This window comes from Alteraurantiacibacter aestuarii, assembly GCF_009827405.1.
Classification (GTDB): domain Bacteria; phylum Pseudomonadota; class Alphaproteobacteria; order Sphingomonadales; family Sphingomonadaceae; genus Alteraurantiacibacter; species Alteraurantiacibacter aestuarii.
In genome coordinates, this window is record NZ_WTYY01000002.1 from 365,238 (window position 1) to 387,557 (window position 22,320).

Below are 22,320 nucleotides of genomic sequence, written 5' to 3' on the forward strand. Positions count from 1 at the left end.
CTACCTACCTGGCCGGGTTAGTTTGCGGGGCTGGGCTGGGCCACGCGGTCGCCCGAAGCATCACGCAGGTCCCTCGGCTCCAGAATGGCGGCGGTTTCCAGCGCTTCAAGCGCGCGCTGGGCGGCGGCATAAAGCTCCGCATCGGCGATCCACCGTTCCGCCAGTGCTGCATTGGGCATGTTGCGAATCTCGGTGATGGCGAATTCTATCCGCCCGCTCTCCAGATTGGTGCGCGCCCGTTCCAGCCGGTTCTCCGCCACGGGCGAAGGCGTATCATCGGTGCGGATCACAAACAGCTGGGACAGTTCATGGCCAATGCGCGAGAGCAGGCCCATATCGTCCGGTACATCAACCAGATCGGGCGCGATGCCATCCAGCCGGGCAACCAGTTGTTCCAGCGTCACCGGATTGGCCGCGGCATCGATCACCGTCTGCACCGCATTGGGCCGGGCATCGCCAAAGCGCAGCCGCAGCTGATCTTCCAGATAGCCCAGCGGCTGGCCGCGTTCGATCGCGCGGCGCGCGGCAAAGGCAATCAGCAGGCCTTCCGCGCGTGCGGCATTGCCGGCGGCGGCTTGCGATTGCAGGTCCAGCCTGGTCAGCCGCTGTTCCATCGCCGCCACGCGCTGGTCTATGCCGCCGGTCTGCACCTCCACCTGCTGCACACGCTCAACCGCAGCGCGCGCTTCCTGCACGACTTCCTCTGCCGGTTCGGATGAGGTGGGAGTGGGAGACGCGCCCAACAGCGCGGGATCAACCACGATCTGCTGATCATCGCTGCGCAGGCGGAACAATTCGCCCAGCGTCATGCCATCGCCGCGCGTCATGATGAATGTGGCCAGCACGCCCAGCAGGAAAGCGGCCAGCACGGCCAGCACGATTGCGCGCGTGGAAAGCCTGCGCGATTGCGCAGTCTGACGGGGATATGAGTAGCCTTCTTCCATAACGTCCTTAGCGACCCTGGCCGGGCGCCTTTGCAGCGCCTCATTCAGGAAGCGCACCTAATGGCACATGTCTGCCGCCAAGGCCAACAGCGCCTGATCCGTGGGTTGTGGAGCAGTGCCGATCCGCGCCCAGCCTTCGCCCGCCGCATCGGCAATGCGCGGCCCCAGCGCGGCGATGGCGATTGCGCCCAGGTCCAGATTCAGCCGTTCGCATTCGGCGCGCAAGTGCCGGGCGCTGCCTGCTGAATGCAGCAGCACCAGCGCGCCCTCTGCCAGTTGCGCCTGCATCGGATCGGGCATGGCCACGTCCTGCGCCGCGTAGGCGATGCGCGTTTCCATGCTCACCTGTTCGGGCAATTGCAGCGGCACATGGTCGCGCCCGGCAATACGCAGCAGGCGCACCCTGCCGGCCGGAATCCGGGACAGCAGTTCCTGCAACCCGCCCTGCCCGGCCAGTTGCACGGTGAAGCCGGCGCTTTTGGCCACGGCAGCCGTGCTGCGCCCCACCGCGAATACGGGCTTGCCCCGCAAGGCGCGCAGGCTCTCTCCGCCGTGACGAATGGCGTTGGCGCTGCCGATCAGCAGCGCATCGATGGTGGCCGGATCGGGTGCCTCCCACGCCAGCGGCTCTATGCGTGAAAGCGGGTACGGGGTGATCTCCAGTCCCATCTCGGCGCCCGTCTGGCAGGTTGCCTGCGCGCCCGGCTGGGGACGGATCGAGAGGATCGCCGTGCTCATCAGCTGGCAGCAAAGCAATCGGTTATGGCCGCGCTCGCCCGCGAAAGCAGCTCCTGCGCGAGGAGTGCGGGAGCCTGCGCGTCACCGGCGGCAAAGCGCGCTTCTGCTTCCACCCGCTCTGCCCCGTCGGGACTGAACAGCGCCGCGCGCATGTGCAGTTCCTGCCCTTTCAGATTGCACAATACCGCGATCGACGAATGGCACGTCCCGCCCAGCGCCAGCAGCAGCGCCCGCTCTGCCATCACCTCAGCACGGCTGGGCGCGTGGTCGAGTGCCGCCAATGCCGCCAGCGCCGCCGCGTCATTCGTGCGGCATTCCACCGCGATGGCCCCTTGTGCCGGGGCCGGCAGCCAATGTTCCACATCCAGTGAGTGGCCGGTGGTGCCCTGCCCCAGCCGGTCCAGCCCCGCAGCCGCCAGGAAGGTGGCATCCACCTCGCCCGCAGCCAGCTTGGCCAGACGGGTGGCGACATTGCCGCGCAGGCTCACCACAGTGCAATCGGGCCGCATGTGCAAGGCCTGCGCCGCACGGCGCGGGGCACTGGTGCCGATCACCGCCCCGGGGCGCAATGCGGCGAGCGATTCTGCGCCGATCAGCCTGTCGGCCTTGTCCGCGCGCGGCAAGATGGCGGCGATGGTCAGTTCAGCGGGGCGGATCGTTTCCACGTCTTTCAGCGAATGGACCGCAGCATCAATTGTGCCTTCGGCCAGCCACTGGTCCAGTTCCTTGGTCCACAGCGCCTTGCCGCCGATATCGGCCAGCGGGCGGTCCTGCACCTTGTCTCCGCTGGCGGTAACGGGAACCAGCTGCACCGCGCTCAATTCCCAGCCATGCGCTTCGCACAGCCGGTTGCGGGTCTCCTCCGCCTGCACCATTGCCAGCGGCGAGCGCCGCGTTCCGAGCCGTATCTTGATGTTCTGGGTCATATGGGTTGCTTGCCCTAATGGGCATTTACGTCCAGTGGAAGCGCCGCGATGGTGCTTGTACTTGGAATTGAAAGTTCGTGCGACGAAACCGCCGCCGCCCTCGTTGAAGCCGGGGCGGATGGGCACAGGCGTATCCTCGCCCAGATCATCGCCAGTCAGGAGGCGGAACACGCCCCTTATGGCGGCGTGGTCCCCGAAATTGCCGCACGCGCCCATGCAGAGCGGCTGACCCCGATTATCGACAAGGTGCTGCGCGAAGCGGGCAAATCGCTGGACGATTGTGACGCCATTGCCGCCACCGCCGGTCCCGGTCTGATCGGCGGGGTCATGGTTGGTCTGGTCACAGCCAAGGCGCTGGCGATGGCGAGCGACAGGCCGCTGCTGGCGATCAATCACCTTGAAGGCCATGCGCTCAGCCCGCGCCTGGCCGATCCCGCGCTGGAATTTCCCTATGCCCTGCTGCTGGTATCGGGCGGCCATTGCCAGATATTGCGGGTGGACGGCGTGGGCCGGTATCGCCGCTGCGCCACCACCATTGATGATGCGCTGGGTGAAGCGTTCGACAAGACCGCCAAGATCCTGGGTCTTGGCTATCCCGGCGGTCCGGCGGTGGAAAAACTGGCTGCAACCGGCGATCCCTTCGCCGTGCCGCTGCCGCGCCCGCTGGTGGGCAGCGGGGAGCCGCATTTCTCCTTCGCCGGGCTGAAAAGCGCGGTCATGCGCGCTGCCGAAAGCGGTGCCTATGCCGCAGAAGATATCGCCGCCAGCTTCCAGCAGGCCGCGGTCGAATGTCTGGTGGACCGGCTGAAGATCGCGCTGGCCGATATGGGCGAGGTCAGTGCGCTGGTGGTGGCAGGCGGTGTCGCCGCCAACCGCACAATTCGTGCCGCGCTGGAGCAGCTGGCCAGCGCGCATGGCCTTTCATTCACCGCCCCGCCATTGATGCTGTGTACAGACAACGCGGCAATGATCGCGTGGGCAGGAATAGAGCGGCTGGCGCTTGGCATTGGGGGCGATCCGCTTGATATATCCGCCCGTCCGCGCTGGCCACTCGATCCACAGGCAGAGCCGGTGCGCGGCGCAGGAGTGAAGGCATGAGCAAGGCGTTGACAATCGGCGTGGTGGGAGCCGGTGCATGGGGCACCGCGCTGGCGCAGATGCTCGCCAGCGATGGCCGCGACGTGCTGCTGTGGGCGCTGGAAGATGGGCTGGCGGATACGATCAACACCAGCCGCTGCAATGATCTTTACCTCCCCTCGGCCGTGCTGGCCCCCGGCATTCAGGCAACCGACGATCTGGCGCGCATCGCCGCGCTCGACATCGCGCTGATTGTCACCCCGGCGCAGCATCTGGGCAGTGTGATGCGCGCAATGCCCGCATTGCCGCGCGATCTGGTGCTGTGTTCCAAGGGTATCGAGGCGGGATCGGGCCGGATGATGCATGATGTGGCGCATGATATCGCGCCCGCCAGCGACATTGCCGTGCTGTCCGGCCCCACCTTTGCGCATGAGGTGGCCGCCGGCCTGCCCACCGCCGTCACTCTTGCCTGCGGCGGCGGGGCGCAGCAGTGGGAACGGCTGTCCCCAGTCATCGCCCGGCCCACTTTCCGGCCCTATTATTCGGAAGACCTTGTCGGCGCGGAAGTCGGCGGATCGGTCAAGAACGTGCTCGCCATTGCCTGCGGCGTGGTGGAGGGACTGCGCCTTGGCCAGAACGCCCGCGCCGCGCTGATCAGCCGCGGCTATGCCGAAATGCTGCGTTTTGGCGAGGCGCTGGGTGCCAGCCGCGACACGCTGGCGGGCCTGTGCGGCCTGGGAGACATGGTGCTCACTTGCTCCTCCACTTCCAGCCGCAATTTCTCGCTCGGCAAGGCGTTGGGCGAAGGGCAGAGCGCCGCCTCGCTGATGGCCGACCGGCGCACCGTGGCCGAAGGCGCGCACACCGCGCCCGTGCTGCGCGATCTGGCGGTAAGACTGAACGTGGCCATGCCCATCGTCGATGCCGTGTGCCGCCTGCTGGATGGCGGATCGGCGGGTGCGGTTGTGCAGGATCTTCTCACCCGCCCGCTCAAGGCTGAAGGCACCGATCCTTGAGCGAGGCCGCTGCAGACAAGCCCGGCGGCGATATCGCCGCATTGGCCAAGGGCGGACGGACCAATTTCCTGGGCTTCCTGCTGCGGCTGGCTGCGCGCCTGCCCTTCCTGTTCATCGCCGGACAGCTCTACGGGGCCGAAGCGGTGGGGCGCTTTGCGTCTGCCCTGATCCTGGTCGAACTGGTGGCGCTGGTCAGCTCCATCGGGGAGAAACGCGGCCTGGCCCAGCGGCTGGTGGATGGCGAGGAAGACCAGGCGCAACTGATTGCCGACAGCATGCTGGTGGCGCTGGTGTTCTCAATCATCGGCGCGGCCATCCTCTATGCATTCCCCGCCCCGCTGTTCCCCAGCGGCGAATATACAGATCTGGACAGGTTGATCGTGCTGGCGATCCCCGGCTTTGCGCTGACCGAGATCGTTCTGGCGGCGCAGGCGTATAAATTCGATATCGCCACCACCGTGCGCGCCCGCGCCGTGGTGGAGCCGTGGAGCATATCCATCCTTGCCGGTGTGTTCTTCTTTATCCCGCAGATCAGCGAATCTGGTCTGGCGATGGCCTATCTCGCCTCCATCTATGCCGGGCTTGCGGCGGCGTTGCGGCCGTTCTTCCGTACCTATGGCCTGCCCGGATCGTGGGTGCCGAACCCGCTGCGCATCGCCCGGATGATCATGCGCGCGCTGCCGCTGGCGGTGGCCGATGCGATCGAATGGGGGACAAGGCGGCTCGATATCTTCATCCTTGGCCTGTTTGCCGGACCGATTGCGGTGGGCATTTATTACATGGCCCAGCAGGTCGCCAGCCTTCCGCAAAAGCTCAAGACCAGTTTTGAACCGATCCTTGGCCCGGTGATCACCGCCAAGCTGAAGGAAAAGGATTACGCCGCCATCGCCCGGCAGGTGTGCCAGGTGGGCTTCTGGATCGTGGCCGCGCAGGCCGGCATCGCACTGGCGCTGGGCATTCCGGGGGAGGCGCTGATGGGCCTGTTCGGCAATGGCGGGGAATTCGTGCCGGGCACTGGCGCGCTGGCCTTCCTGCTGGCGGCAGAAGTTGTGGCGGCAACCGCCGTGGTGGCAGAAGCGGCGCTGATCTATGTCGCGCGGGTCAGGAACCTGTGGGTCTCCATCGGCACTATCGTGTTGCAGGGCCTGCTGACCGTGGGGGCCATGCTGCTGATCGACCAGCTCGATTTCGGCAGTGCCGCGCGGGCGGATTACTTCCGTGCAGCCGCGGCGGCAGCGGCCCTGATGCTGGCGCTGGCAGCGGCCTCGGTCATCAAGGCAGTAATGCTCAGCCGCATCTTGCAACATCCGATCAACAACTGGCGCTGGCCGCTGGTGTGGGCAACAGCCGCCGCAGTGGCGGTGGGCCAGGTGGTGATCATGCTGCCCGAATGGGCGGAGCTGGCATTCGGCATCCCTGCAATACTGGGTGTTTACGGCTGGATCATCTGGACACGCGGTTTCGGACCGGAAGACCGGGTGCTGTTCCGCCGCAGGAAAAGCGATGACGATAATCAGGCGCTGGCCGCAGAAAAGACCGATACTTGAGGGTCGCGGCGCGTCACACAGGCTCGACGCGCATGGGCCAGTCAGGCTAGGAGGCAGCGCATGTCCCTGCTTCGCAAACCCCGCATTGCCCTGGCGCTTGGCGCTTTCATGATTTTCCTGCTGGCGGTGATTGGCGGACGCATGACCGGTGCCGATATCGCCGCCACGCTTTCGCAGCGCGCCGATGCCGCGATCGAACAGGCAGGCGGCGGCGGTCAGGTGAAAGCGCGCTTCAGTTCTCCCAATGGGCTGCCCAGCCGCCATCCCGTGCTCAGCGGCGGCGAACCGCTGAGCGAAGCGACCCGCGCCCGCATCGCCCGCGCGGTGGGCAATACCAAGGGTGTGGGCGGCGTGCGCTGGGCCGATGGCAACATGCTGACCGAGGCAGAAGTCCAGGCGGTCAAGCCGCTGCACTGCCAGGAAGATGTCGATGCCTTGCTGCGCGCGCGCACCATCCGCTTTGAGGAAAGCTCCGCACGGATCGATGCCGCCAGCGCGGAGCTGATCGATGAGGTAGCCACCGCCCTGCGGCCCTGCCTTGGCAGCATCATCTCGATCACCGGCCATACAGACAGCTCCGGCCCGGAACCGGGCAATCTGGAACTCTCGCAAGTGCGGGCAGAAGCTGTGCGCAGCGAACTGGTCCGCCGCGGCATTCCCGAAGACGGACTGCGCGTTCGCGGCATCGGCTCACGCGATCCTGTCGAAGGGCTGGACCCTGCTGACCCCGCCAACCGGCGCATCGAATTCGCCGTTATCGCGACGGAGCCAATTCGCCCGACCCCGGTCGATACGCCCGGACCGCACTGAACAAACCCCGCCGCACATTCTGCTGTCCCAACTGGCGCATTGCCGAATCGCCCCCAGCCACCCTAGAGAACCCATCATGCCCATCTGGCTCGAACTGCTGGTCCTTCTGCTGGTCGCTTATGCGCTGGGCTTTGGCATTGGCTGGCTGATCTGGGGCCGGGAATAGATTGAAAGGTTGGGAAGATGGCTGAACTGATACAGGCAAACTGGGTTCTGCTGGTGATTGCAGTGATCATCGGGCTGATCGTCGCCTGGTGGATTTTCGTCGCCAATCGCAAGACCAGTGTCGAGCTGGAAAGCAAGGAAGACGGCGCGCAGACCGCCAAGCGCAATCAGGCGCTGATCGATGCTCCGCCCGCCGTTGCCAGACACGCCACCGTTCAGCCAAAGCCCGCGGCGACGCCAGAAGTGGCGCCCGTTGCAGCTACTCCAGCGCCCGCCCCTGCTCCCACACCGGCACCGGCACCGGCACCGGCACCGGCAGCCGCCAAGGCAGACGATCTCACCCGGATCAAGGGTCTTGGTCCCAAGCTGAACAGCCAGCTGGCCGAAATGGGGATCACCAGCTTTGCCCAGATCGCCGCATGGGACGATGCCGAGATTGACCGCGTGGACGCGCAGATGGGCCGCTTTCAGGGCCGCATCCGCCGCGATGACTGGGTGACCCAGGCCCGGCTTCTGGCCGCTGGCGACCTGGTTGCCTATGAAAGCCAGTTCGGACGCAACTGACAGCGACAGGCCGGAATTTCCGGCGCGCTTACGCTTATTGCCCAAGTGGATTGGCGAGCCGTTCCAATGTCGCTAAGGCGGTTGCAAAGGAGACTTGTTTCATGGCCGGAATGGTGCCTTTCGACTGGGCAGACCCCCTCAATCTGGACGACCAGCTTACCGACGAAGAGCGGATGATCCGCGAAGCCGCGCACGGCTTTGCGCAAGACGTGCTGCAACCGCGCGTGATCGACGACTTCCGCGACGAGGTGGACGCATCCGAACTGTTCCCCTTGATGGGAGAGGCGGGGCTGCTGGGCGTGACTGTGCCCGATGAATATGGCGGCGCGGGTGCCAGCTATGTCGCCTATGGCCTTGTCGCGCGCGAGATTGAGCGGGTCGATTCGGGTTACCGCTCAATGGCCTCTGTCCAGTCCAGCCTGGTGATGTATCCGATCCACGCTTACGGCTCCGAAGAGCAGAAGCAGAAGTACCTGCCGCGCCTCGCCAGCGGTGAACTGATCGGCTGCTTTGGCCTGACCGAGCCCGATGCGGGCTCCGACCCTGCCGGCATGCTGACCACCGCCAAGAAGGATGGCGATGGCTACACCATCAGCGGTTCCAAGACGTGGATTTCCAACTCACCCTTCGCCGATGTGTTCATCGTGTGGGCCAAGTCAGAAGCGCATGGCGGCAAGATCCGCGGCTTCATTCTGGAAAAGGGCATGGCGGGACTTTCCGCGCCCAAGATCGGCGGCAAGCTTTCGCTACGCGCCAGCACCACCGGCATGATCCAGATGGACGAGGTCAAGCTGCCCGCCGATGCCCTGCTGCCCGGCGTGGAGGGGATCAAGGGGCCGTTCGGCTGCCTCAACCGCGCACGTTACGGCATCAGCTGGGGCGTTCTGGGTGCGGCGGAATTCTGCCTGCATGCCGCGCGCCAGTATGGCCTCGATCGCAAGCAGTTCGGCAAGCCGCTCGCCGCCAACCAGCTGTTCCAGTTCAAGCTCGCCAATATGCTGACCGAGATTTCGCTCGGCGCGCAGGCGTCGCTGCGCGTTGGCAGGCTGATGGATGAGGGGCGTTTCGCGCCCGAGATGATCTCCGTCGTCAAGCGCAACAATGTGGGCAAGGCGCTGGACGTGGCGCGCGCCGCGCGGGACATGCATGGCGGCAATGGCATATCGGAAGAATATCAAGTGATGCGCCACATGCTGAACCTGGAGACGGTCAACACCTATGAAGGGACGGCCGATATTCACGCGCTGATCCTGGGCCGCGCCATCACCGATATCGCTGCCTTCTGATCGCAGGCTTTCGATTGGAGCATGATGGCGGCTGGTGGACGCGGTGAAAGCTGCCGTTCATCGCCGCCATATTATCGCGCGCGGAAGGCAGGCGCACGCGACAGGCAGGACATGGCTCGCAGAGCGGTGTAATGGCGGCTATCCGGCGTATTGCTCCCTAACGCAAAAGGCTTTCCGGCCATCTTGAAGCAGACATCACCAGCAGCGGTTCGCGGCAACCCGGCCCTTCGCATGGCGGACCGCCTGCGCGAGCGGTTTGGCGAACGCGCCGTGGGCATGGTGCTCGCGCTGGTGCTGGAGGCTCTGCTGATCCTCCTGATCGTGATGATGGGCCGCACCGGATTCCAGCCTGCCGGCAGCGATTCCAGCATCGCCAGCTTCGACGTATCGCAGGCGGCCGAGCAGGCTCCCGCGCAGGAGGAACAGGCGGCGACGCAGCCCGCAGTCCAGGTGCCAGCCACTCCAAGCGAGCAAACGCCCGATAGCCAGCTTCCCCCACCCGCACCCACGCTGGAACGCGCCTTGTCCGTCAATCCGGTCGGCCCGCCCGTGGTTACGCTGACGCCCGAGGAATTTGCCTCCACCGACATATCCAACCTGCCGCGCCGACGGCCCGATGCGCCCAGCGGGCCTGCCTATGGTCCGCCCGCGCCCGCCGCCAATCCCGCTGACAGCCAGGTGGTCGGGACCGCCCCCGATGGATCGCCGATGTATGGTGCGCGTTGGTATCAGGAACCGACCGATCAGGAGATGGCCGGATATCTTTCCACCGCCAATCCCGGAAGCTGGGCGCTGATCGCCTGCAAGACCGCGCCGGGCTGGCGGGTGGAAGATTGCGTGGGGCTGGAGGAATATCCCACCGGATCGAACCTGCAACGCGCCGTGCTGGCCGCAGCGTGGCAGTTCCAGGTCCGCCCGCCCCGGCGCGGCAACGCCTCGCTGGTGGGAAGCTGGGTGCGCATCAGAATCACCTATGACAGGCGCGTGCGATAGGATCTGCCGGAGGGCTGCGCAGATGACAACGGTGGCGAAGGTGACAAAGGTGACACCGTGTCACCTTGGCATTTCCATAACTATCATTGCAAACCAGCAGCTTAGTCAACTTTCACAAGGTGACGCTTGTCGGGAAAGCGGCGCAGAGCCGCAACTGTATGGATCGACGGTGGAAAGAGCCTCCCGCCGATTGGACGAAACCCCCGCCTGTAGGAAAGCGCCTTTAAGCGCCGAACAATGCGCCGATCATTGCGCCGGTTCGGTGGCCTAATCCCCGGGTGCCTCAGCGACTGCATGCTGCGCCATCGCCAGCAGTTCCAGCGCAACGGCATGGATCGCCTTTTCGAACACGATATTCCGATTGGGCCAGGCATAAAGCGTGGCTGCCAGCTCAGCCAGCATCACATCCTCATCCGCGCAGATGTCGTCGCTGGGGCAGGCGCAATATGCGCCGGACATGCCTTGGATCAATTCGCCTTTGATTGGACTGCCTCCGCATCGGGCGAATCCTGCCCGGTGCGAAGTGTGATCCTGCTTTGTTACCGTTCCGGGACTCTTTGGCCCGTCAATCTGCCAGCATCAGTCCAACGGCATCAGTCCAACGGCATCAGTCCACCGGCATCAGTCCACCAGCATCAGGGCATCCAGCGCCACAACGCCTTCTCCCCTGGGATGGAGGATCACCGGGTTGAGGTCGATTTCGCGGATGGCGGGGTTGCCGTCCATGATGCGGCCCATCTGCACGATGAGGTCTGCCAGCGCGTCCACATCCAGTTCGGGCGATCCGCGATAGCCCTTGAGCAGCGCTGCCTGCTTCAGGCCCAACAGACCGGCGACAACCTGGTCCTTGCCCATGTCGGGCGTGAACAGCTTCACGTCCTTGAGGATTTCGGCAGTCACGCCGCCAAAGCCCGCCAGCACCACCGGACCCCATTCGGGATCGGACTTGGCGCCGACGATCATTTCGGTGCCCATGCGGCCCATCTTTTCAACCAGCACACCGTCCAGCGCGATGGAGGCATCGTAATTGGCGACGTTCTGGTACATGCGCTCAAACGCCTCGGCCACGTCGGCACGGGTCTTGAGGTTGAGGATCACCCCGCCCGCATCGCTCTTGTGACCCAGCGCGGCGGCCTGCGCCTTCATCACCACCGGATAGCCGAGCGCTTCGGCGACCGAGGCAGCTTCCTCCGCCGTGGCGGCGAACTGGCTTTGCGGGAAGGAAATGCCCAGCGGGCCGAGCAGCGCCTTGGCCTTGTATTCGGGGATCACGCCGCTTTCGGAAGCGAGGCCGGGAACCACGATGGGTTCCTGCGAGCGATCGGTCAGGTCGCGCTTGGACAGGTCTGCCAGGCGGGCGATCGCGCGATAGGCGCGTTCGGTGCTGGGGAACCACGGAATGCCCACGGCGCGCAGGCCGTCGATATATTCCTGCGGTACGCGCGCGCCCTCATCCACCCCGGCAAACACCAGCGGCTTGGGGAAAGTGCCGTCTTCCAGCACCTTGATGATGGCGGGGAACTTGATCCTGGAGGTGATCGGGTCAGACTGGATGATCGATGCGACCACCGATCCGATGCGATCATCTTCCAGCAGCGCGGTCAGCACCTTGGTGTAGATCTCCGGCTCGCTGAGGCCCAGCGCGGTGATGTCCGTGGGGTTCGACACCGGCACGAAATCGGGCAGGATGGCGCGCAGTTCCGGGCTGTTGTCATCGTCCAGGTGGATCAGGTCGAGGCCGATATCCTCGGCAATGTCGAAGGCGAGGCCGCGCAGCGCGCCGCTTTCACCCAGCACCGCCATGTTGGCGCCGGGCAGCGATTTGCAGCGCAGGGCGATCTCGGTGATGTCGGCCAGTTCCTCCAGCGTATCGGCGAAGATCACGCCTTCGCGCATCAGCTTGGTCTTCATCAGCGCGTAGTCACCGGCCATCGCGCCCGTATGCGTGGCGGCGCTTTCCTGCGCCTTGTCGCTCTTGCCCGGGTGCAGCATGATCACCGGCTTGCCGGCTTCGCGCGCGCGGCGGGCGGCAGCGATGAAGGCCTTCGGGCGGCGCAGGCTTTCGACATACAGGGTGATGACGTGGGTGGCGGGATCATCCACCAGCCATTCGACATAATCCTCAACGCCCGAAGCCGCCTCATTGCCGGTGGAAACAGAGGTTGAGACGAAGCAGCCGCGCGGATGCAGCGCAGTGGCGAGCACGGCGGCAAGCGCGCCGGACTGGCTGGCGATCCCCACGGCGCGGTCATTGGGGCCGGGGCTGACCATGTTGGTTTCCACGAAGGTCAGCGGCACGCGGGCGATGTAATTGGTGCAGCCCAGGCAGTTGGGGCCTTCGATGACCATGCCGTATTTCCCGGCAATCTCGCCCAGTTCGATCTGGTCGCGCATGCCCTCTTCCCCGGCTTCGGAGAAACCGGCGGAATAGATAACCACCGCGCCGCAGCCGCGCTCTGCCAGATCGCGCACGGTCTGGATCACGAAGGGGCGCGGGATCGCCAGCACGGCGCAATCCACGCCTTCGGGCAGATCGTTGACCGAGTGATAGACCTTGAGGCCGAGCAGCTCGTCGCGCTTGGGATTGACCGGGTAGATGTCCCCGTCGAATTCATACTGAACCAGATTGTTGAGCAGCGTGGCGCCCAGCGCGCCGTGGCGATCCGAAGCGCCGACAACGGCAACGCTCCTGGGACGCAGCAGGCGATCGATCTGGTCATTGGTGAAACGGCGGGTGGTCATTTCTCTCATCCCTCTGGACATGCAAAACCCCGGCAGCACCGGGGCATGTTCTCTGGTTCTGGTTTCCCTAGGAAGAAGCGGCGGCATGGACAAGTGCCCGTGCCGCCGCTCCGATCATGCGATCAGTCTTCCTTTTGCAGCTTGGTCTTGTCGAAAACGCCAAGGCCGGGCTTGAAGGTCTTGTCATCAAGGAACTGCTTGGTGGCCTCCTTGCGCGATGCAATGCCGCCGAACTGGTTCAGGGCTTCCTGCGCCCGGATCAGATAGTCCTCGGCATTGTCATAGGTCATTTCCATGACGCGGCGCATCGCCCATTTGGTGGCGCGCACGGCCTGACTGTCCTTGGCCTTCAGCACATCGGCCACTTCCTGCACACGCGCCTTCAACTTGTCAGCGGGCAGCGATTCGTTGACCATGCCCTTGGCCGCAGCCTGCGGACCGGTCAGGTTTTCACCCATCATGGCGTGATACATGGCATCGCGGAAACCCATCAGATTGGCCGCCACCTTGGATGCGCCGCCGCCGGGCAGGATGGCCCAGTTGATTTCGGACAGGCCGAATTGTGCTTCATCGGCGCAGAAGGCGAGGTCACAGGCGAACAGCGGGCCGTAAGCACCGCCAAAACACCAGCCATTGATCATGGCGACGGTAGGCTTTTCATACCAGCGCAGGCGTTCCCACCAGCTGTAGGCTTCGCGCTGATGCTTGCGCACCTGCGACAGGCCCACTTGTTCGGCTTCGCGGAAATACTCCAGCAGATCCATGCCGGCCGACCATGACGTGCCTTCACCCGTCAGCACCAGCACCTGCACATCGTCGCGAAATTCCAGTTCTTCCAGCACGCGCAGCATCTGGCGGTTGAGCTTGGGGCTCATGCAGTTGCGCTTGTCGGGGCGGTTGAAGGAAACCCACGCAACGCCGTCAATCACGTCATACTTGACGGTCTCTTCTTCGGGACGGGGATCGGGTTGGGATGGCTTGGCCATGACTGCTCTCCTGTAAAGGGCGCGATTCGCGTCCCTGTGGGCTTGAATTGCTATCGCCCATAGCGATTGTGATTGCTATGAGCAACAACAATCGCTATCCCCGTTGCACGATGCGCGATCCGCTTCCCTCCCTGCCCGGCTATTCGCTGCGCCGCGCCGCCAATGCCGCGGCGGCTGAACTGGCGAGCCGCCTGGGGGAGCTGAACCTGCGTCAGGTCGATGCGTCGCTGCTGATCCTGATCGGCGAGAATCCCGACGTCACCGCCAGCGCTCTTGGCCGCCAGCTGGATATCCAGCGCGCCAACATGGTGCCGCTGCTCAAACGGCTGGAAGATGCCGGGCTGATTGAACGCAAGGCGATTGACGGCAAGTCGCAAGGACTGACGCTGACCGCACAGGGAGCCGAGATTACGCAACAGGCGCGCACGATGATCGAGCGGTTCGAAGCCGAACTTCTCGCCCGCATTCCGGCGCAGCACCGCGATCATTTGCTGCCCGCGCTGGATGCCCTCTGGCGTTGAGGCAGCCCATTCCCTAAGTCTTGCACAAAGACCCCTGGGAGCACGAAATGAGCGACAACGCAGTCTATCCGGTCAGCAGCGAATGGGCGAACAACGCCATCATCGACGCCGCCACCTATGATGAGAAATACCGTCGCTCCATCGAAGACCCGGAAGGCTTCTGGCGCGAGGAGGCGCAGCGGCTCGACTGGATCAAGCCGTTCACGCAGGTGAAGGGCACCAGCTTCGACCAGCAGGATTTCGGCATTCGCTGGTTCTGGGACGGCACGCTCAACCTGTCCGCCAACTGCCTCGATCGCCACCTGGAAACGCACGGCAATACGCCGGCGATCATCTGGGAGCCGGACGATCCTACAAGCCGCAACCGCATCCTCACCTATAACGATCTGCACGAACAGGTGTGCCGCTTTGCCAATGTGCTCAAGGCCAATGGCGTGACCAAGGGGGAGCGGGTGACGATCTACCTGCCGATGATCCCCGAAGCTGCTGTGGCCATGCTCGCCTGCGCCCGCATCGGCGCAGCGCATTCGATCGTGTTCGCCGGTTTCAGCCCGGAGGCGCTGGGCGGCAGGATCGACGATTGCGCCAGCACCATCGTCATCACCGCCGACGAAGGCCTGCGCGGCGGCAAGCGCATTCCGCTGAAAGCCAATGTGGATGAGGCGCTGGAGCATCACGCCAGGGACGTCAGCCGCGTCATCGTGGTGCAGCATACCGGTGCCGACATCCCCATGGATGAAAGCCGCGACGTGTGGTGGCACGAAGCCATCGCCGCGGGCAGCCATATTTGCGAGCCGGAAGAAATAAACGCCGAAGATCCGCTGTTTATCCTCTATACTTCAGGATCCACGGGAAAGCCCAAGGGCGTGCTCCACACCACTGGCGGATATGGCGTGTGGTGTTCCATGACGCATGAATACACCTTCGATTACCGCCCCCATGCCGATGGTTCGAACCAGATCTACTGGTGCGCCGCCGATATCGGCTGGGTCACCGGGCATTCCTATGTCGTCTATGGTCCGCTGGCCAATGGCGGCACCTCGCTGATGTTCGAAGGCGTGCCCAATTACCCGGATTTCAGCCGTTTCTGGCACATCATCGACAAGTATCAGGTAGAGATTTTCTACGCCGCCCCCACCGCCCTGCGCGCACTGATGCGCGAAGGTGATGACTATGTGACAAGAACCAGCCGCAAGAGCCTGAAAGTACTTGGTTCCGTAGGCGAGCCGATCAATCCCGAGGCGTGGGAATGGTATTATAATGTGGTGGGCGAAAAGCGCTGCCCGATTGTCGACACGTGGTGGCAGACAGAGACAGGCGGCCACATGATCACCCCACTGCCCGGCGCCACGGCGCTGAAGCCCGGCAGTGCCAGCAGGCCGATGTTCGGCGTGCAGCCCGCGCTGGTCGATCCGGAAAAAGGCACGCTGCTGGAAGGCGCAACAGAGGGCGCGCTGGTCATCCTGGATAGCTGGCCCGGCCAGATGCGCAGCATCTTTGGCGATCACGAGCGCTTCTTCCAGACCTATTTCAGCACCTATCCGGGCATGTATTTCACCGGCGATGGCTGCCGCCGGGATGAGGACGGCTATTACTGGATAACCGGCCGCATCGACGATGTGATCAACGTATCCGGCCATCGCATGGGCACTGCCGAGGTGGAGAGCGCGCTGGTCCTCCATCCCAAGGTGGCCGAAGCTGCCGTTGTCGGCATGCCGCATGACGTGAAGGGTCAGGGCATCTATGCCTATGTCACCACTGTTGCGGGAACCGATGACAGCGACGAATTGCGCAGGGAACTGGTGCAGTGGGTGCGCAAGGAAATAGGCCCCATCGCCACGCCCGACGTGGTGCAATTTGCTCCCGGCCTGCCCAAGACGCGCAGTGGAAAGATCATGCGCCGCATCCTGCGCAAGATCGCCGAGAACGATGTCGGCAATCTGGGGGACACGTCCACTCTGGCCGATCCCGGCGTGGTGGATGATCTGCTGGCGAACCGGCCGCACGCATGATAATTTCCCCTCCGGGTCGCTGGAGGGGGAATAATCATGGCAAGCAATACTGCAACCACCGCGCCGCGATTGCGCCGGGGCCGTCCGTTGATCGCCGCGGTCGCTGTCGAGATCGTGCTGATAGCCATCACCATCGCGCTGTTCGCGTCCATGCCGGACCCCAACCCGGTGCTGGATATGGTGATCCCGCCGCTGGCGCTGCTGCTGTTCATTCCGGCCGGCTATTGGACGGCAAACGGAACCACTGCTCCGGTCCTCAACGGCTTTGTCGCCGGACTGTGGGGCATCGTGCTCTACGTGGCGCTGACGCTGATCGCGAATGGCGCAGTCGCCGACTTCGACCTGGAGAGCAGCGTTCGCCCGGCCTATCTTCTGGCGCACGGCCTGAAGGTGGTCGGCGGGGTGATCGGCGGCTGGCTTGTCGCGCGCAAGCTGGCTGACTGATCGCGCCTTGCCGATGGAGGGCGCAGCATGATCCTTTCCCTCGCCACAAGGCGAACAGGCATCTGGTCCGCCGCCGCTTCGCTGGCTTTCAGCCTGGCCTATATCATCGCCCAGCTGTTCGAATGGGCGGGGATGCTGGGTTCTGGCGGAGGGCCCAACGCTTCAAGCACGGCGCTGGGCATCTTCCTGCTGCTCGCGCCATCGTTGCTGCTCGGCCCTGCCTTTGTGGTGCTGTGTGCCGCGCTGCACGTCAGCGCCCCTGCTGATCGCAAGGTGTTCACGCTGGCGGGCCTGGCCTTTGCGATCATGTATGCGACGCTGACCGGCATGGTCTATTTCGTCCAGCTGACCTTTGTCGCCCCGCGCATCGCCAGTGGCGAAACGGCAGGCATAGAGCTGCTGCTGTTCGTCCCTTACGAATCCTTCCTGTTTGCCATCGACCTGCTGGGCTACAGCCTGATGAGCGCGGCCACGCTGATCGCCGCATTCGGCCTGCCGCTGTCATCGCGCGCCAAATTCGCCAGATTTGCGATGATTGCCAACGGTGCGATCCTGCCGTTCCTGGCCCTGCAAATGGCCTTCCCCGTGCTGATCTGGCCAGCGGCCGCATGGGCGATCACCTTTCCGCTGGCGATGGCGGCGATCCTCAATATGTTCCGCGCAACGGCGCAGGGAGAGCAAGAGCCATGATCAAAATCTACCACGTCCCCAATTCGCGCAGCCAGCGCGTCGTCTGGCTGATGGAGGAACTGGGAGAAGACTATGCGCTGGAGAAATTCGGCATTCCGGTGCCCGACAGCTTCCTGAAGGTGAACCCGCTCGGTTCTGTGCCGACCATCGAGGATACCGATGCGCAAACCCCCATCGTGATGTTCGAGAGCCTGGCGATCCTGCAATATCTCACCGGGCGGCGGCTGGTGGCGGGAGAGGCAAAGGCGGCAGGCCTTACCACCGGCCCCATGCCCGATCCCGCAGCCTACGCCGAGCACCTGCAATTCCTGCATTTCGGCGAGGCGGACCTGGCCACGCCCATCGGCACGATCTTCCGCACCCGCATCTTCACCGGGGAGCAGAGCAATGCCACGATCCAGGACCAGCTGGGCCAGCTGAAAAAGCGCATCGCCTATCTGGACGATCATCTGGCAGACGGGCGCGATTATGTGACCGGAGCGCGCTTCACCATTGCCGATATCTCCATCGGCTATGCCTTCCTGCTGGCGGAATTCACCAAATGCGAAGCGGTGCTTCCCGGTCACGTGGTCGCCTATTGGCAGCGCTTGCAGGCGCGGCCGGCATACCAGCGCGCGCAAGAAGCCTGACGAACCGTCTGGCCAAGCGACTGTAAAGCTGATTAACTCCCCGCCTGAGAGATTCTTGGGAGGGAATAATGATCCGACAGATTCGTCTGGCAACTGCTGTTGCCGCAATGAGTTTTGCCAGCACTCTGGCCGTGCCGGCATCGGCGCAGGTGGCCGGGGTGCCGCTGCCGCAATATGAATGCCAGCGCGAATGCCTGGAAAATTTTGTCGAGCGCTATGTCCAGGCAATGGCCGATGGCACGGTGTCCGATGACCTGTTCGCCCGCAGCGTGCGCTTCACCGAAAACGGCGTGGAATTGCCGCTGGGCAATGAAGGTCTGTGGGCCACCACCACGGGTGCCGGCACTTACCAGCTGATCGTTCCCGACGTGGAAACGCAGCAGGTCGCCGCTCTGCTCACCGTCAGGGAGCAGGCAAACAGCTCTGCCACCGGCCCGCAGCGCGATCCGGAGCCTGTTGGGGTGAGCCTGCGCCTGCGCATCGATGCGGACGGCAAGATCTCCGAAATCGAACAGATCGCCGCACGGCCCGATCGCCCGCTGGGCGCGAATGCTGCCCCGGCTGGACCGTTTGGCAATACCGGCGAGATGGTGGAAGCCATGGGATCGCCCAACCCGGCCTATCTCACCGCCGTTCCCGCAGGCGAGCGCCACACGCGCGCCGAACTGGTGGAAATGGCCAGCGCCTATTTCGAGGCGGTGGAGCGCAATACCGGCAATGATTACTACCCCTTCACCGACGACTGCATCCGCTATGAAAACGGCATCGTCACCGCCGGGCCGGAAGGCTCTGGCGCGCGCGCCGGTTGCCGCCAGCAGCTGGAAACCACGCTGATCGGCGCGGTCACATCGATCCGCGATCGCCGCATTGTGGCGGTGGACCGGGAACGCGGCGTGGTGTTCGCCTTCGCCTTCTTCGACCACCGTCCGATCAACTGGAGCTGGCAGCTGGGCGAATTGTTCAAGATCGACCAGGGCAAGATCAGCCATATCGAAGCGATCTTCATCCGCGGCCCATACGGCATGTGTTCCGGCTGGAGCACCTATGAGGCCTGCCGCAGCGAAGAACCGCAGGACATTCGCTGAACACTTCTGGGGGGACAAGACATGCTGAAGAAACTGACCACCATCGCCGCGCACTCAGTCGTAGCGCTGGCGGCCCTTGCCATCTCCGCGCCCGCAATGGCGCAGAATGGCCCGCCGCCCAGCCCGTTCGCGCCGTTGCAGGATCATCCGACCTGCGACCGTGACCAGCTGAAAGCCGCCACCACGGCTTTCGTGGAGGCACAGCGCAGCGGCGACACTTCCGCCCTGCCGCTGGCATCGAACGCGCATTACCTGCAGAACATGGAAACGGTGGAGGCGTCCGCAGGCCTGTGGAACACCGCCCTGCCCATCGCCCATGCGATGAGCTTTCACGATGACCGCCGGTGCAAGACCTTTACCGAAATCATCGTGACCGAGGGCGGCCATCCCTATGTCATCGGCACGCGGCTTTACATGCATGACGGGGAGATCATCCGCGTCGATTCCATCGTTACCGAGCAGGGTGACTGGCTGTTCAACGCCAATGCCTATCTGCTGTATACGCAACGAGAGAACTGGGGACCGCTGACCCCTTACCAGCGCACCTCGCCATCGGAAATGATCCGCGGGGCCAATGCCTATCTGGATGGCTTTGCCGACAAGTTCACCGATATTCCGTGGGGCACGCCCTGCGCCCGGCTGGAAGGCGGTGCCTATACCAACCGGGAAGGCCGGGCGGATGCCAGCTGCGAAGTCGGCATGCCGGGCGGCGTGCTGTATATCGTCAATCGCGATTACCTGATCGATGAGGAACTGGGCGTGATCAACGTGTTCTGCCGCTTTGGCGGATCGACCGGCGGCCCGGATTCGCACAGCTTCCGCTATATCGATGGCAAGTTCCGCCAGGTTCACACGCTCACCGCCATTCCCGGCCCGCAGGCCAATGATGAAGGCGGGATGATGATGGGCCAGGCCGATCCCAACGCCTGACAAAAGCACCATAAGTGCGTCTTAACTGCACCGGCAGTTGCAGTCTTTGCAATTGCCAATGACTGGCTTGATATCACCGCCCCTGTTACGGGGGCGGTGATATTCATATAAAAGGTCTGCACCATGGCCCGGACAAGGCTCTACTCGCTCGAAGATCTGGAAGATATTCCAGGCACTAAGGTGTTCACGGCAAAGCGCTCTCGCGAAGCCTATCACCTGCACAAATTCTGCATGAGCCTGATGAAGCCGGAGAACCGCGAGGCGTTCAAGGCTGACGAGCGCGCCTATCTGGACCGCTACAAGATGACCGAGGAGCAGAAGCAAGGCGTGCTCGCGCGCGACCTCAGCCGCCTGATCGAGCTGGGCGGAAACATGTATTTCCTGGTCAAGCTGGCCAGCACCGATGGCTGGAGCGCGCAGAAGGCGGTCAGCTCCATGTCGGGCATGTCGGCAGAAGAATATGCGGCAATGATGCGCGAGGGCGGGCGTTCGCCCGAAGGCCTGCGTTCCAAGAAGGATCAGAACTGATGGCGCGCATAACCGCCGGTATCGCCACCAGCCATGTGCCCGCCATCGGCGCGGCCATCGACCTTGGCAAAACCCAGGACGAATACTGGAAGCCGATTTTCGACGGCTACGAATTCGTCAAGGAATGGATCAAGAGCAACACGCCCGACGTGGTGATCCTGGTCTATAACGATCACGCATCGGCGCTGATGCTGGACATCGTGCCCACGTTCGCGATCGGCTTTGCCGATGAATTCCTGCCCGCCGATGAAGGCTGGGGCCGCCGCCCGGTGCCCACCGTGCACAACCATTCCGACCTGGCCGCCCATGTGGCAGAACAGCTGGTGATCGATGAATTCGACATCACCATCATCAACGAGATGGACGTCGATCACGGGTGCACCGTGCCGCTGTCCCTGGTGTTCGGCCAGCCGGAGGAATGGCCGTGCAAGGTCATTCCGCTGGCGGTCAACGTCACCCAGTTCCCCACCCCGTCGGGCGAGCGCTGCTGGAAACTGGGCGAGGCGATCCGCAATGCGGTGAAGACCTTCCCGGAAGACCTGAACGTGCAGATCTGGGGCACGGGCGGGATGAGCCACCAGTTGCAGGGTACGCGCGCCGGCCTGATCAATGCCGAGTTCGACAACCGCTTCCTCGATCTGCTGGCGCATGAGCCGGAAGAGCTGACCCCGATGACCCGCATCGAATATCTGCGCGAAGCGGGGACCGAGGGGATCGAGCTGATCATGTGGCTGATCATGCGCGCGGCGCTGGGCTATGGCGTGGAAGAACTCCACCGCTTCTACCGCGTGCCCGCCAGCAACACCGCAGTGGGCCATGTGGTGTATGAGGCGCGCAGCTAGGGCCGGTCGCCGGAGGCTGGCCCCGACGTAATGGCCCGCTTACTGGCGGTGATTCCTCGCCGGTTCTTCCTTGGACAGTCGCCGCGCGGTGGCGGCGGTCTGCACCACGAACAGCGCGATCAGCAGCAGGCCGACACCGCCCACAAACAGATCGAAACCGTTGAGGTCCCAGATGATCGCCTGTTCGGGTCCGGCGAAATACATCGCCAGCGTCAGTCCGATCAGGATCAGCCGCAGCTCTGTCGGCCCGGCGTTGAGGTAGGAGAGCCGCAATTCTCCCAGCACGCGCACGGACAGAAATGCGTGGATCGACATCAGCAGATATCCCGCAAGCGCGATCAGCGCGACCTTGAGCGCGACATAGGAGCTGAGACCGATACCGACCACCACCAGCATGGTGGCAAACCCGTCGCAGCTGTGATCGAGGAAATAGCCATAGCGCGGGCGCTCGATCTTGCGGAAGCGGGCCAGACTGCCGTCCAGTGAATCGCCGAACCAGTGGACAATATATCCGCCGATGGACAGCAGCAGCCAGTTGGGATCAAGATTGCTGGCAAGATATCCGGCGAATACCAGCAAGGCCCCGACCAGTCCGGTATAGGTCAGCATGTCGGGCGTGACCCAGTGCGGCATATCGGCGCACAGACGGTTGAGCGCGCGCCGTTCAATCCGGGCGACCAGATTCTCCTGAATGCGGTTGATAGGGGCCGCTTGTACCCCTTGTACTGGATCCATCGCTGACAGCTTCCAAAGAGCTATTTACCGTGAATTTTCGCCTCATGTCCAGAGCATCAGTTCAGGCGTGTGGAGGCATGGCTGTCACGGACAGGTGCGTCGGGTCAGCG

23 protein-coding genes are annotated in these 22,320 nt (G+C 63.8%); 16 read left to right on the forward strand and 7 right to left on the reverse strand.

What is annotated here, in order from left to right; genetic code table 11:
* Positions 1–17: 17 nt before the first annotated feature.
* From GRI32_RS04435 to hemC, 3 genes are read right to left on the reverse strand one after another with little or no spacing between them, the layout of a single operon-like run.
* Positions 18–1,001 (reverse strand): hypothetical protein, encoded by a 984-nt coding sequence (locus GRI32_RS04435; RefSeq protein WP_337190151.1) that lies wholly within the window; start codon positions 999–1,001, stop codon positions 18–20.
* A complete protein-coding gene (locus GRI32_RS04440) occupies positions 1,002–1,682 on the reverse strand; it encodes a uroporphyrinogen-III synthase (protein ID WP_160589920.1) in 681 nt (226 codons plus the stop codon). It abuts the gene before it with no gap.
* The gene (hemC, locus tag GRI32_RS04445) at positions 1,682–2,608 is read right to left on the reverse strand and encodes a hydroxymethylbilane synthase (RefSeq protein WP_160589921.1); all 927 of its coding nucleotides are present in this window, start codon (positions 2,606–2,608) and stop codon (positions 1,682–1,684) included. The genes GRI32_RS04440 and hemC overlap by 1 nt, the downstream gene beginning before the upstream one ends.
* A gap of 48 nt (positions 2,609–2,656) precedes the next feature.
* Here hemC and tsaD point away from each other — a divergent pair, with 48 nt between their 5' ends.
* From tsaD to GRI32_RS10675, 7 genes are all read left to right on the forward strand, one after another.
* Complete coding sequence (gene tsaD / locus GRI32_RS04450; RefSeq protein WP_160589922.1) at positions 2,657–3,706, forward strand: tRNA (adenosine(37)-N6)-threonylcarbamoyltransferase complex transferase subunit TsaD; 1,050 nt, start codon at positions 2,657–2,659, stop codon at positions 3,704–3,706.
* Positions 3,703–4,701, forward strand: a complete 999-nt coding sequence (locus tag GRI32_RS04455) for an NAD(P)H-dependent glycerol-3-phosphate dehydrogenase (RefSeq protein WP_160589923.1) — start codon at positions 3,703–3,705, stop codon at positions 4,699–4,701. The genes tsaD and GRI32_RS04455 overlap by 4 nt, the downstream gene beginning before the upstream one ends.
* Positions 4,698–6,248 (forward strand): lipopolysaccharide biosynthesis protein, encoded by a 1,551-nt coding sequence (locus GRI32_RS04460; protein ID WP_202385928.1) that lies wholly within the window; start codon positions 4,698–4,700, stop codon positions 6,246–6,248. The genes GRI32_RS04455 and GRI32_RS04460 overlap by 4 nt, the downstream gene beginning before the upstream one ends.
* A 60-nt stretch (positions 6,249–6,308) precedes the next feature.
* Positions 6,309–7,058: an OmpA family protein gene (locus GRI32_RS04465; RefSeq protein WP_160589924.1), complete on the forward strand. Its 750-nt coding sequence runs from the start codon at positions 6,309–6,311 to the stop codon at positions 7,056–7,058.
* A gap of 183 nt (positions 7,059–7,241) precedes the next feature.
* Positions 7,242–7,787 (forward strand): hypothetical protein, encoded by a 546-nt coding sequence (locus GRI32_RS04470; protein WP_160589925.1) that lies wholly within the window; start codon positions 7,242–7,244, stop codon positions 7,785–7,787.
* Between the two features lie 110 nt (positions 7,788–7,897).
* Positions 7,898–9,073 carry an acyl-CoA dehydrogenase gene (locus tag GRI32_RS04475; RefSeq protein ID WP_160590262.1) on the forward strand — a complete coding sequence of 392 codons (1,176 nt, stop codon included), beginning with the start codon at positions 7,898–7,900 and terminating at the stop codon, positions 9,071–9,073.
* A 231-nt stretch (positions 9,074–9,304) separates the two neighbouring features.
* Entirely contained in the window at positions 9,305–10,066 is a 762-nt protein-coding gene (locus GRI32_RS10675; RefSeq protein ID WP_237437373.1) for a hypothetical protein, read from the forward strand.
* A 267-nt stretch (positions 10,067–10,333) separates the two neighbouring features.
* Here the strand turns inward: GRI32_RS10675 and GRI32_RS04485 are convergent, their stop codons facing one another.
* From GRI32_RS04485 to GRI32_RS04495, 3 genes are all read right to left on the reverse strand, one after another.
* Positions 10,334–10,525, reverse strand: a complete 192-nt coding sequence (locus GRI32_RS04485) for a hypothetical protein (RefSeq protein ID WP_160589926.1) — start codon at positions 10,523–10,525, stop codon at positions 10,334–10,336.
* Between the two features lie 162 nt (positions 10,526–10,687).
* Positions 10,688–12,808, reverse strand: coding sequence for an acetate--CoA ligase family protein (locus tag GRI32_RS04490; protein WP_237437374.1), 2,121 nt, complete (start codon positions 12,806–12,808; stop codon positions 10,688–10,690).
* A gap of 122 nt (positions 12,809–12,930) precedes the next feature.
* A complete protein-coding gene (locus GRI32_RS04495) occupies positions 12,931–13,794 on the reverse strand; it encodes a p-hydroxycinnamoyl CoA hydratase/lyase (RefSeq protein WP_160589928.1) in 864 nt (287 codons plus the stop codon).
* 77 nt (positions 13,795–13,871) lie between these two features.
* On the opposite strand from GRI32_RS04495, the gene GRI32_RS04500 reads away from it, so the two are divergent.
* From GRI32_RS04500 to GRI32_RS04540, 9 genes are all read left to right on the forward strand, one after another.
* Positions 13,872–14,315 carry a MarR family winged helix-turn-helix transcriptional regulator gene (locus GRI32_RS04500; RefSeq protein ID WP_237437375.1) on the forward strand — a complete coding sequence of 148 codons (444 nt, stop codon included), beginning with the start codon at positions 13,872–13,874 and terminating at the stop codon, positions 14,313–14,315.
* A gap of 47 nt (positions 14,316–14,362) precedes the next feature.
* Positions 14,363–16,327, forward strand: coding sequence for an acetate--CoA ligase (gene acs / locus GRI32_RS04505; RefSeq protein WP_160589929.1), 1,965 nt, complete (start codon positions 14,363–14,365; stop codon positions 16,325–16,327).
* 36 nt (positions 16,328–16,363) lie between these two features.
* Entirely contained in the window at positions 16,364–16,771 is a 408-nt protein-coding gene (locus tag GRI32_RS04510; protein WP_160589930.1) for a hypothetical protein, read from the forward strand.
* Positions 16,772–16,798: 27 nt separating this feature from the next.
* On the forward strand, positions 16,799–17,461 hold the full coding sequence (locus tag GRI32_RS04515; protein ID WP_202385931.1) for a hypothetical protein: 663 nt from the start codon (positions 16,799–16,801) through the stop codon (positions 17,459–17,461).
* Positions 17,458–18,090 (forward strand): glutathione S-transferase family protein, encoded by a 633-nt coding sequence (locus GRI32_RS04520; RefSeq protein ID WP_160589931.1) that lies wholly within the window; start codon positions 17,458–17,460, stop codon positions 18,088–18,090. The genes GRI32_RS04515 and GRI32_RS04520 overlap by 4 nt, the downstream gene beginning before the upstream one ends.
* A gap of 68 nt (positions 18,091–18,158) precedes the next feature.
* Entirely contained in the window at positions 18,159–19,175 is a 1,017-nt protein-coding gene (locus GRI32_RS04525) for a DUF8021 domain-containing protein (protein WP_160589932.1), read from the forward strand.
* 21 nt (positions 19,176–19,196) lie between these two features.
* The gene (locus tag GRI32_RS04530; RefSeq protein ID WP_160589933.1) at positions 19,197–20,105 is read left to right on the forward strand and encodes a DUF8021 domain-containing protein; all 909 of its coding nucleotides are present in this window, start codon (positions 19,197–19,199) and stop codon (positions 20,103–20,105) included.
* A gap of 123 nt (positions 20,106–20,228) precedes the next feature.
* Entirely contained in the window at positions 20,229–20,633 is a 405-nt protein-coding gene (ligA, locus tag GRI32_RS04535) for a protocatechuate 4,5-dioxygenase subunit alpha (protein ID WP_160589934.1), read from the forward strand.
* Positions 20,633–21,475, forward strand: coding sequence for a class III extradiol dioxygenase subunit beta (locus GRI32_RS04540; RefSeq protein WP_160589935.1), 843 nt, complete (start codon positions 20,633–20,635; stop codon positions 21,473–21,475). Before ligA ends, GRI32_RS04540 begins: the two co-directional genes overlap by 1 nt.
* A 39-nt stretch (positions 21,476–21,514) precedes the next feature.
* On the opposite strand, the gene GRI32_RS04545 is transcribed toward GRI32_RS04540, so the two are convergent.
* A complete protein-coding gene (locus GRI32_RS04545; RefSeq protein ID WP_160589936.1) occupies positions 21,515–22,210 on the reverse strand; it encodes a CDP-alcohol phosphatidyltransferase family protein in 696 nt (231 codons plus the stop codon).
* Positions 22,211–22,320: the final 110 nt, after the last annotated feature.

Coding starts and splice junctions, on each gene's coding strand:
- GRI32_RS04440 (WP_160589920.1), bottom strand. CDS start 1,682: ATGAGCACGGCGATCCTCTCGATCCGTCCCCAGCCGGGCGCGCAGGCA.
- hemC (WP_160589921.1), bottom strand. CDS start 2,608: ATGACCCAGAACATCAAGATACGGCTCGGAACGCGGCGCTCGCCGCTG.
- tsaD (WP_160589922.1), top strand. CDS start 2,657: ATGGTGCTTGTACTTGGAATTGAAAGTTCGTGCGACGAAACCGCCGCC.
- GRI32_RS04455 (WP_160589923.1), top strand. CDS start 3,703: ATGAGCAAGGCGTTGACAATCGGCGTGGTGGGAGCCGGTGCATGGGGC.
- GRI32_RS04465 (WP_160589924.1), top strand. CDS start 6,309: ATGTCCCTGCTTCGCAAACCCCGCATTGCCCTGGCGCTTGGCGCTTTC.
- GRI32_RS04470 (WP_160589925.1), top strand. CDS start 7,242: ATGGCTGAACTGATACAGGCAAACTGGGTTCTGCTGGTGATTGCAGTG.
- GRI32_RS04475 (WP_160590262.1), top strand. CDS start 7,898: ATGGTGCCTTTCGACTGGGCAGACCCCCTCAATCTGGACGACCAGCTT.
- GRI32_RS10675 (WP_237437373.1), top strand. CDS start 9,305: ATGGCGGACCGCCTGCGCGAGCGGTTTGGCGAACGCGCCGTGGGCATG.
- GRI32_RS04485 (WP_160589926.1), bottom strand. CDS start 10,525: ATGTCCGGCGCATATTGCGCCTGCCCCAGCGACGACATCTGCGCGGAT.
- GRI32_RS04490 (WP_237437374.1), bottom strand. CDS start 12,808: ATGACCACCCGCCGTTTCACCAATGACCAGATCGATCGCCTGCTGCGT.
- GRI32_RS04495 (WP_160589928.1), bottom strand. CDS start 13,794: ATGGCCAAGCCATCCCAACCCGATCCCCGTCCCGAAGAAGAGACCGTC.
- GRI32_RS04500 (WP_237437375.1), top strand. CDS start 13,872: ATGAGCAACAACAATCGCTATCCCCGTTGCACGATGCGCGATCCGCTT.
- acs (WP_160589929.1), top strand. CDS start 14,363: ATGAGCGACAACGCAGTCTATCCGGTCAGCAGCGAATGGGCGAACAAC.
- GRI32_RS04510 (WP_160589930.1), top strand. CDS start 16,364: ATGGCAAGCAATACTGCAACCACCGCGCCGCGATTGCGCCGGGGCCGT.
- GRI32_RS04515 (WP_202385931.1), top strand. CDS start 16,799: ATGATCCTTTCCCTCGCCACAAGGCGAACAGGCATCTGGTCCGCCGCC.
- GRI32_RS04520 (WP_160589931.1), top strand. CDS start 17,458: ATGATCAAAATCTACCACGTCCCCAATTCGCGCAGCCAGCGCGTCGTC.
- GRI32_RS04525 (WP_160589932.1), top strand. CDS start 18,159: ATGATCCGACAGATTCGTCTGGCAACTGCTGTTGCCGCAATGAGTTTT.
- GRI32_RS04530 (WP_160589933.1), top strand. CDS start 19,197: ATGCTGAAGAAACTGACCACCATCGCCGCGCACTCAGTCGTAGCGCTG.
- ligA (WP_160589934.1), top strand. CDS start 20,229: ATGGCCCGGACAAGGCTCTACTCGCTCGAAGATCTGGAAGATATTCCA.
- GRI32_RS04540 (WP_160589935.1), top strand. CDS start 20,633: ATGGCGCGCATAACCGCCGGTATCGCCACCAGCCATGTGCCCGCCATC.
- GRI32_RS04545 (WP_160589936.1), bottom strand. CDS start 22,210: ATGGATCCAGTACAAGGGGTACAAGCGGCCCCTATCAACCGCATTCAG.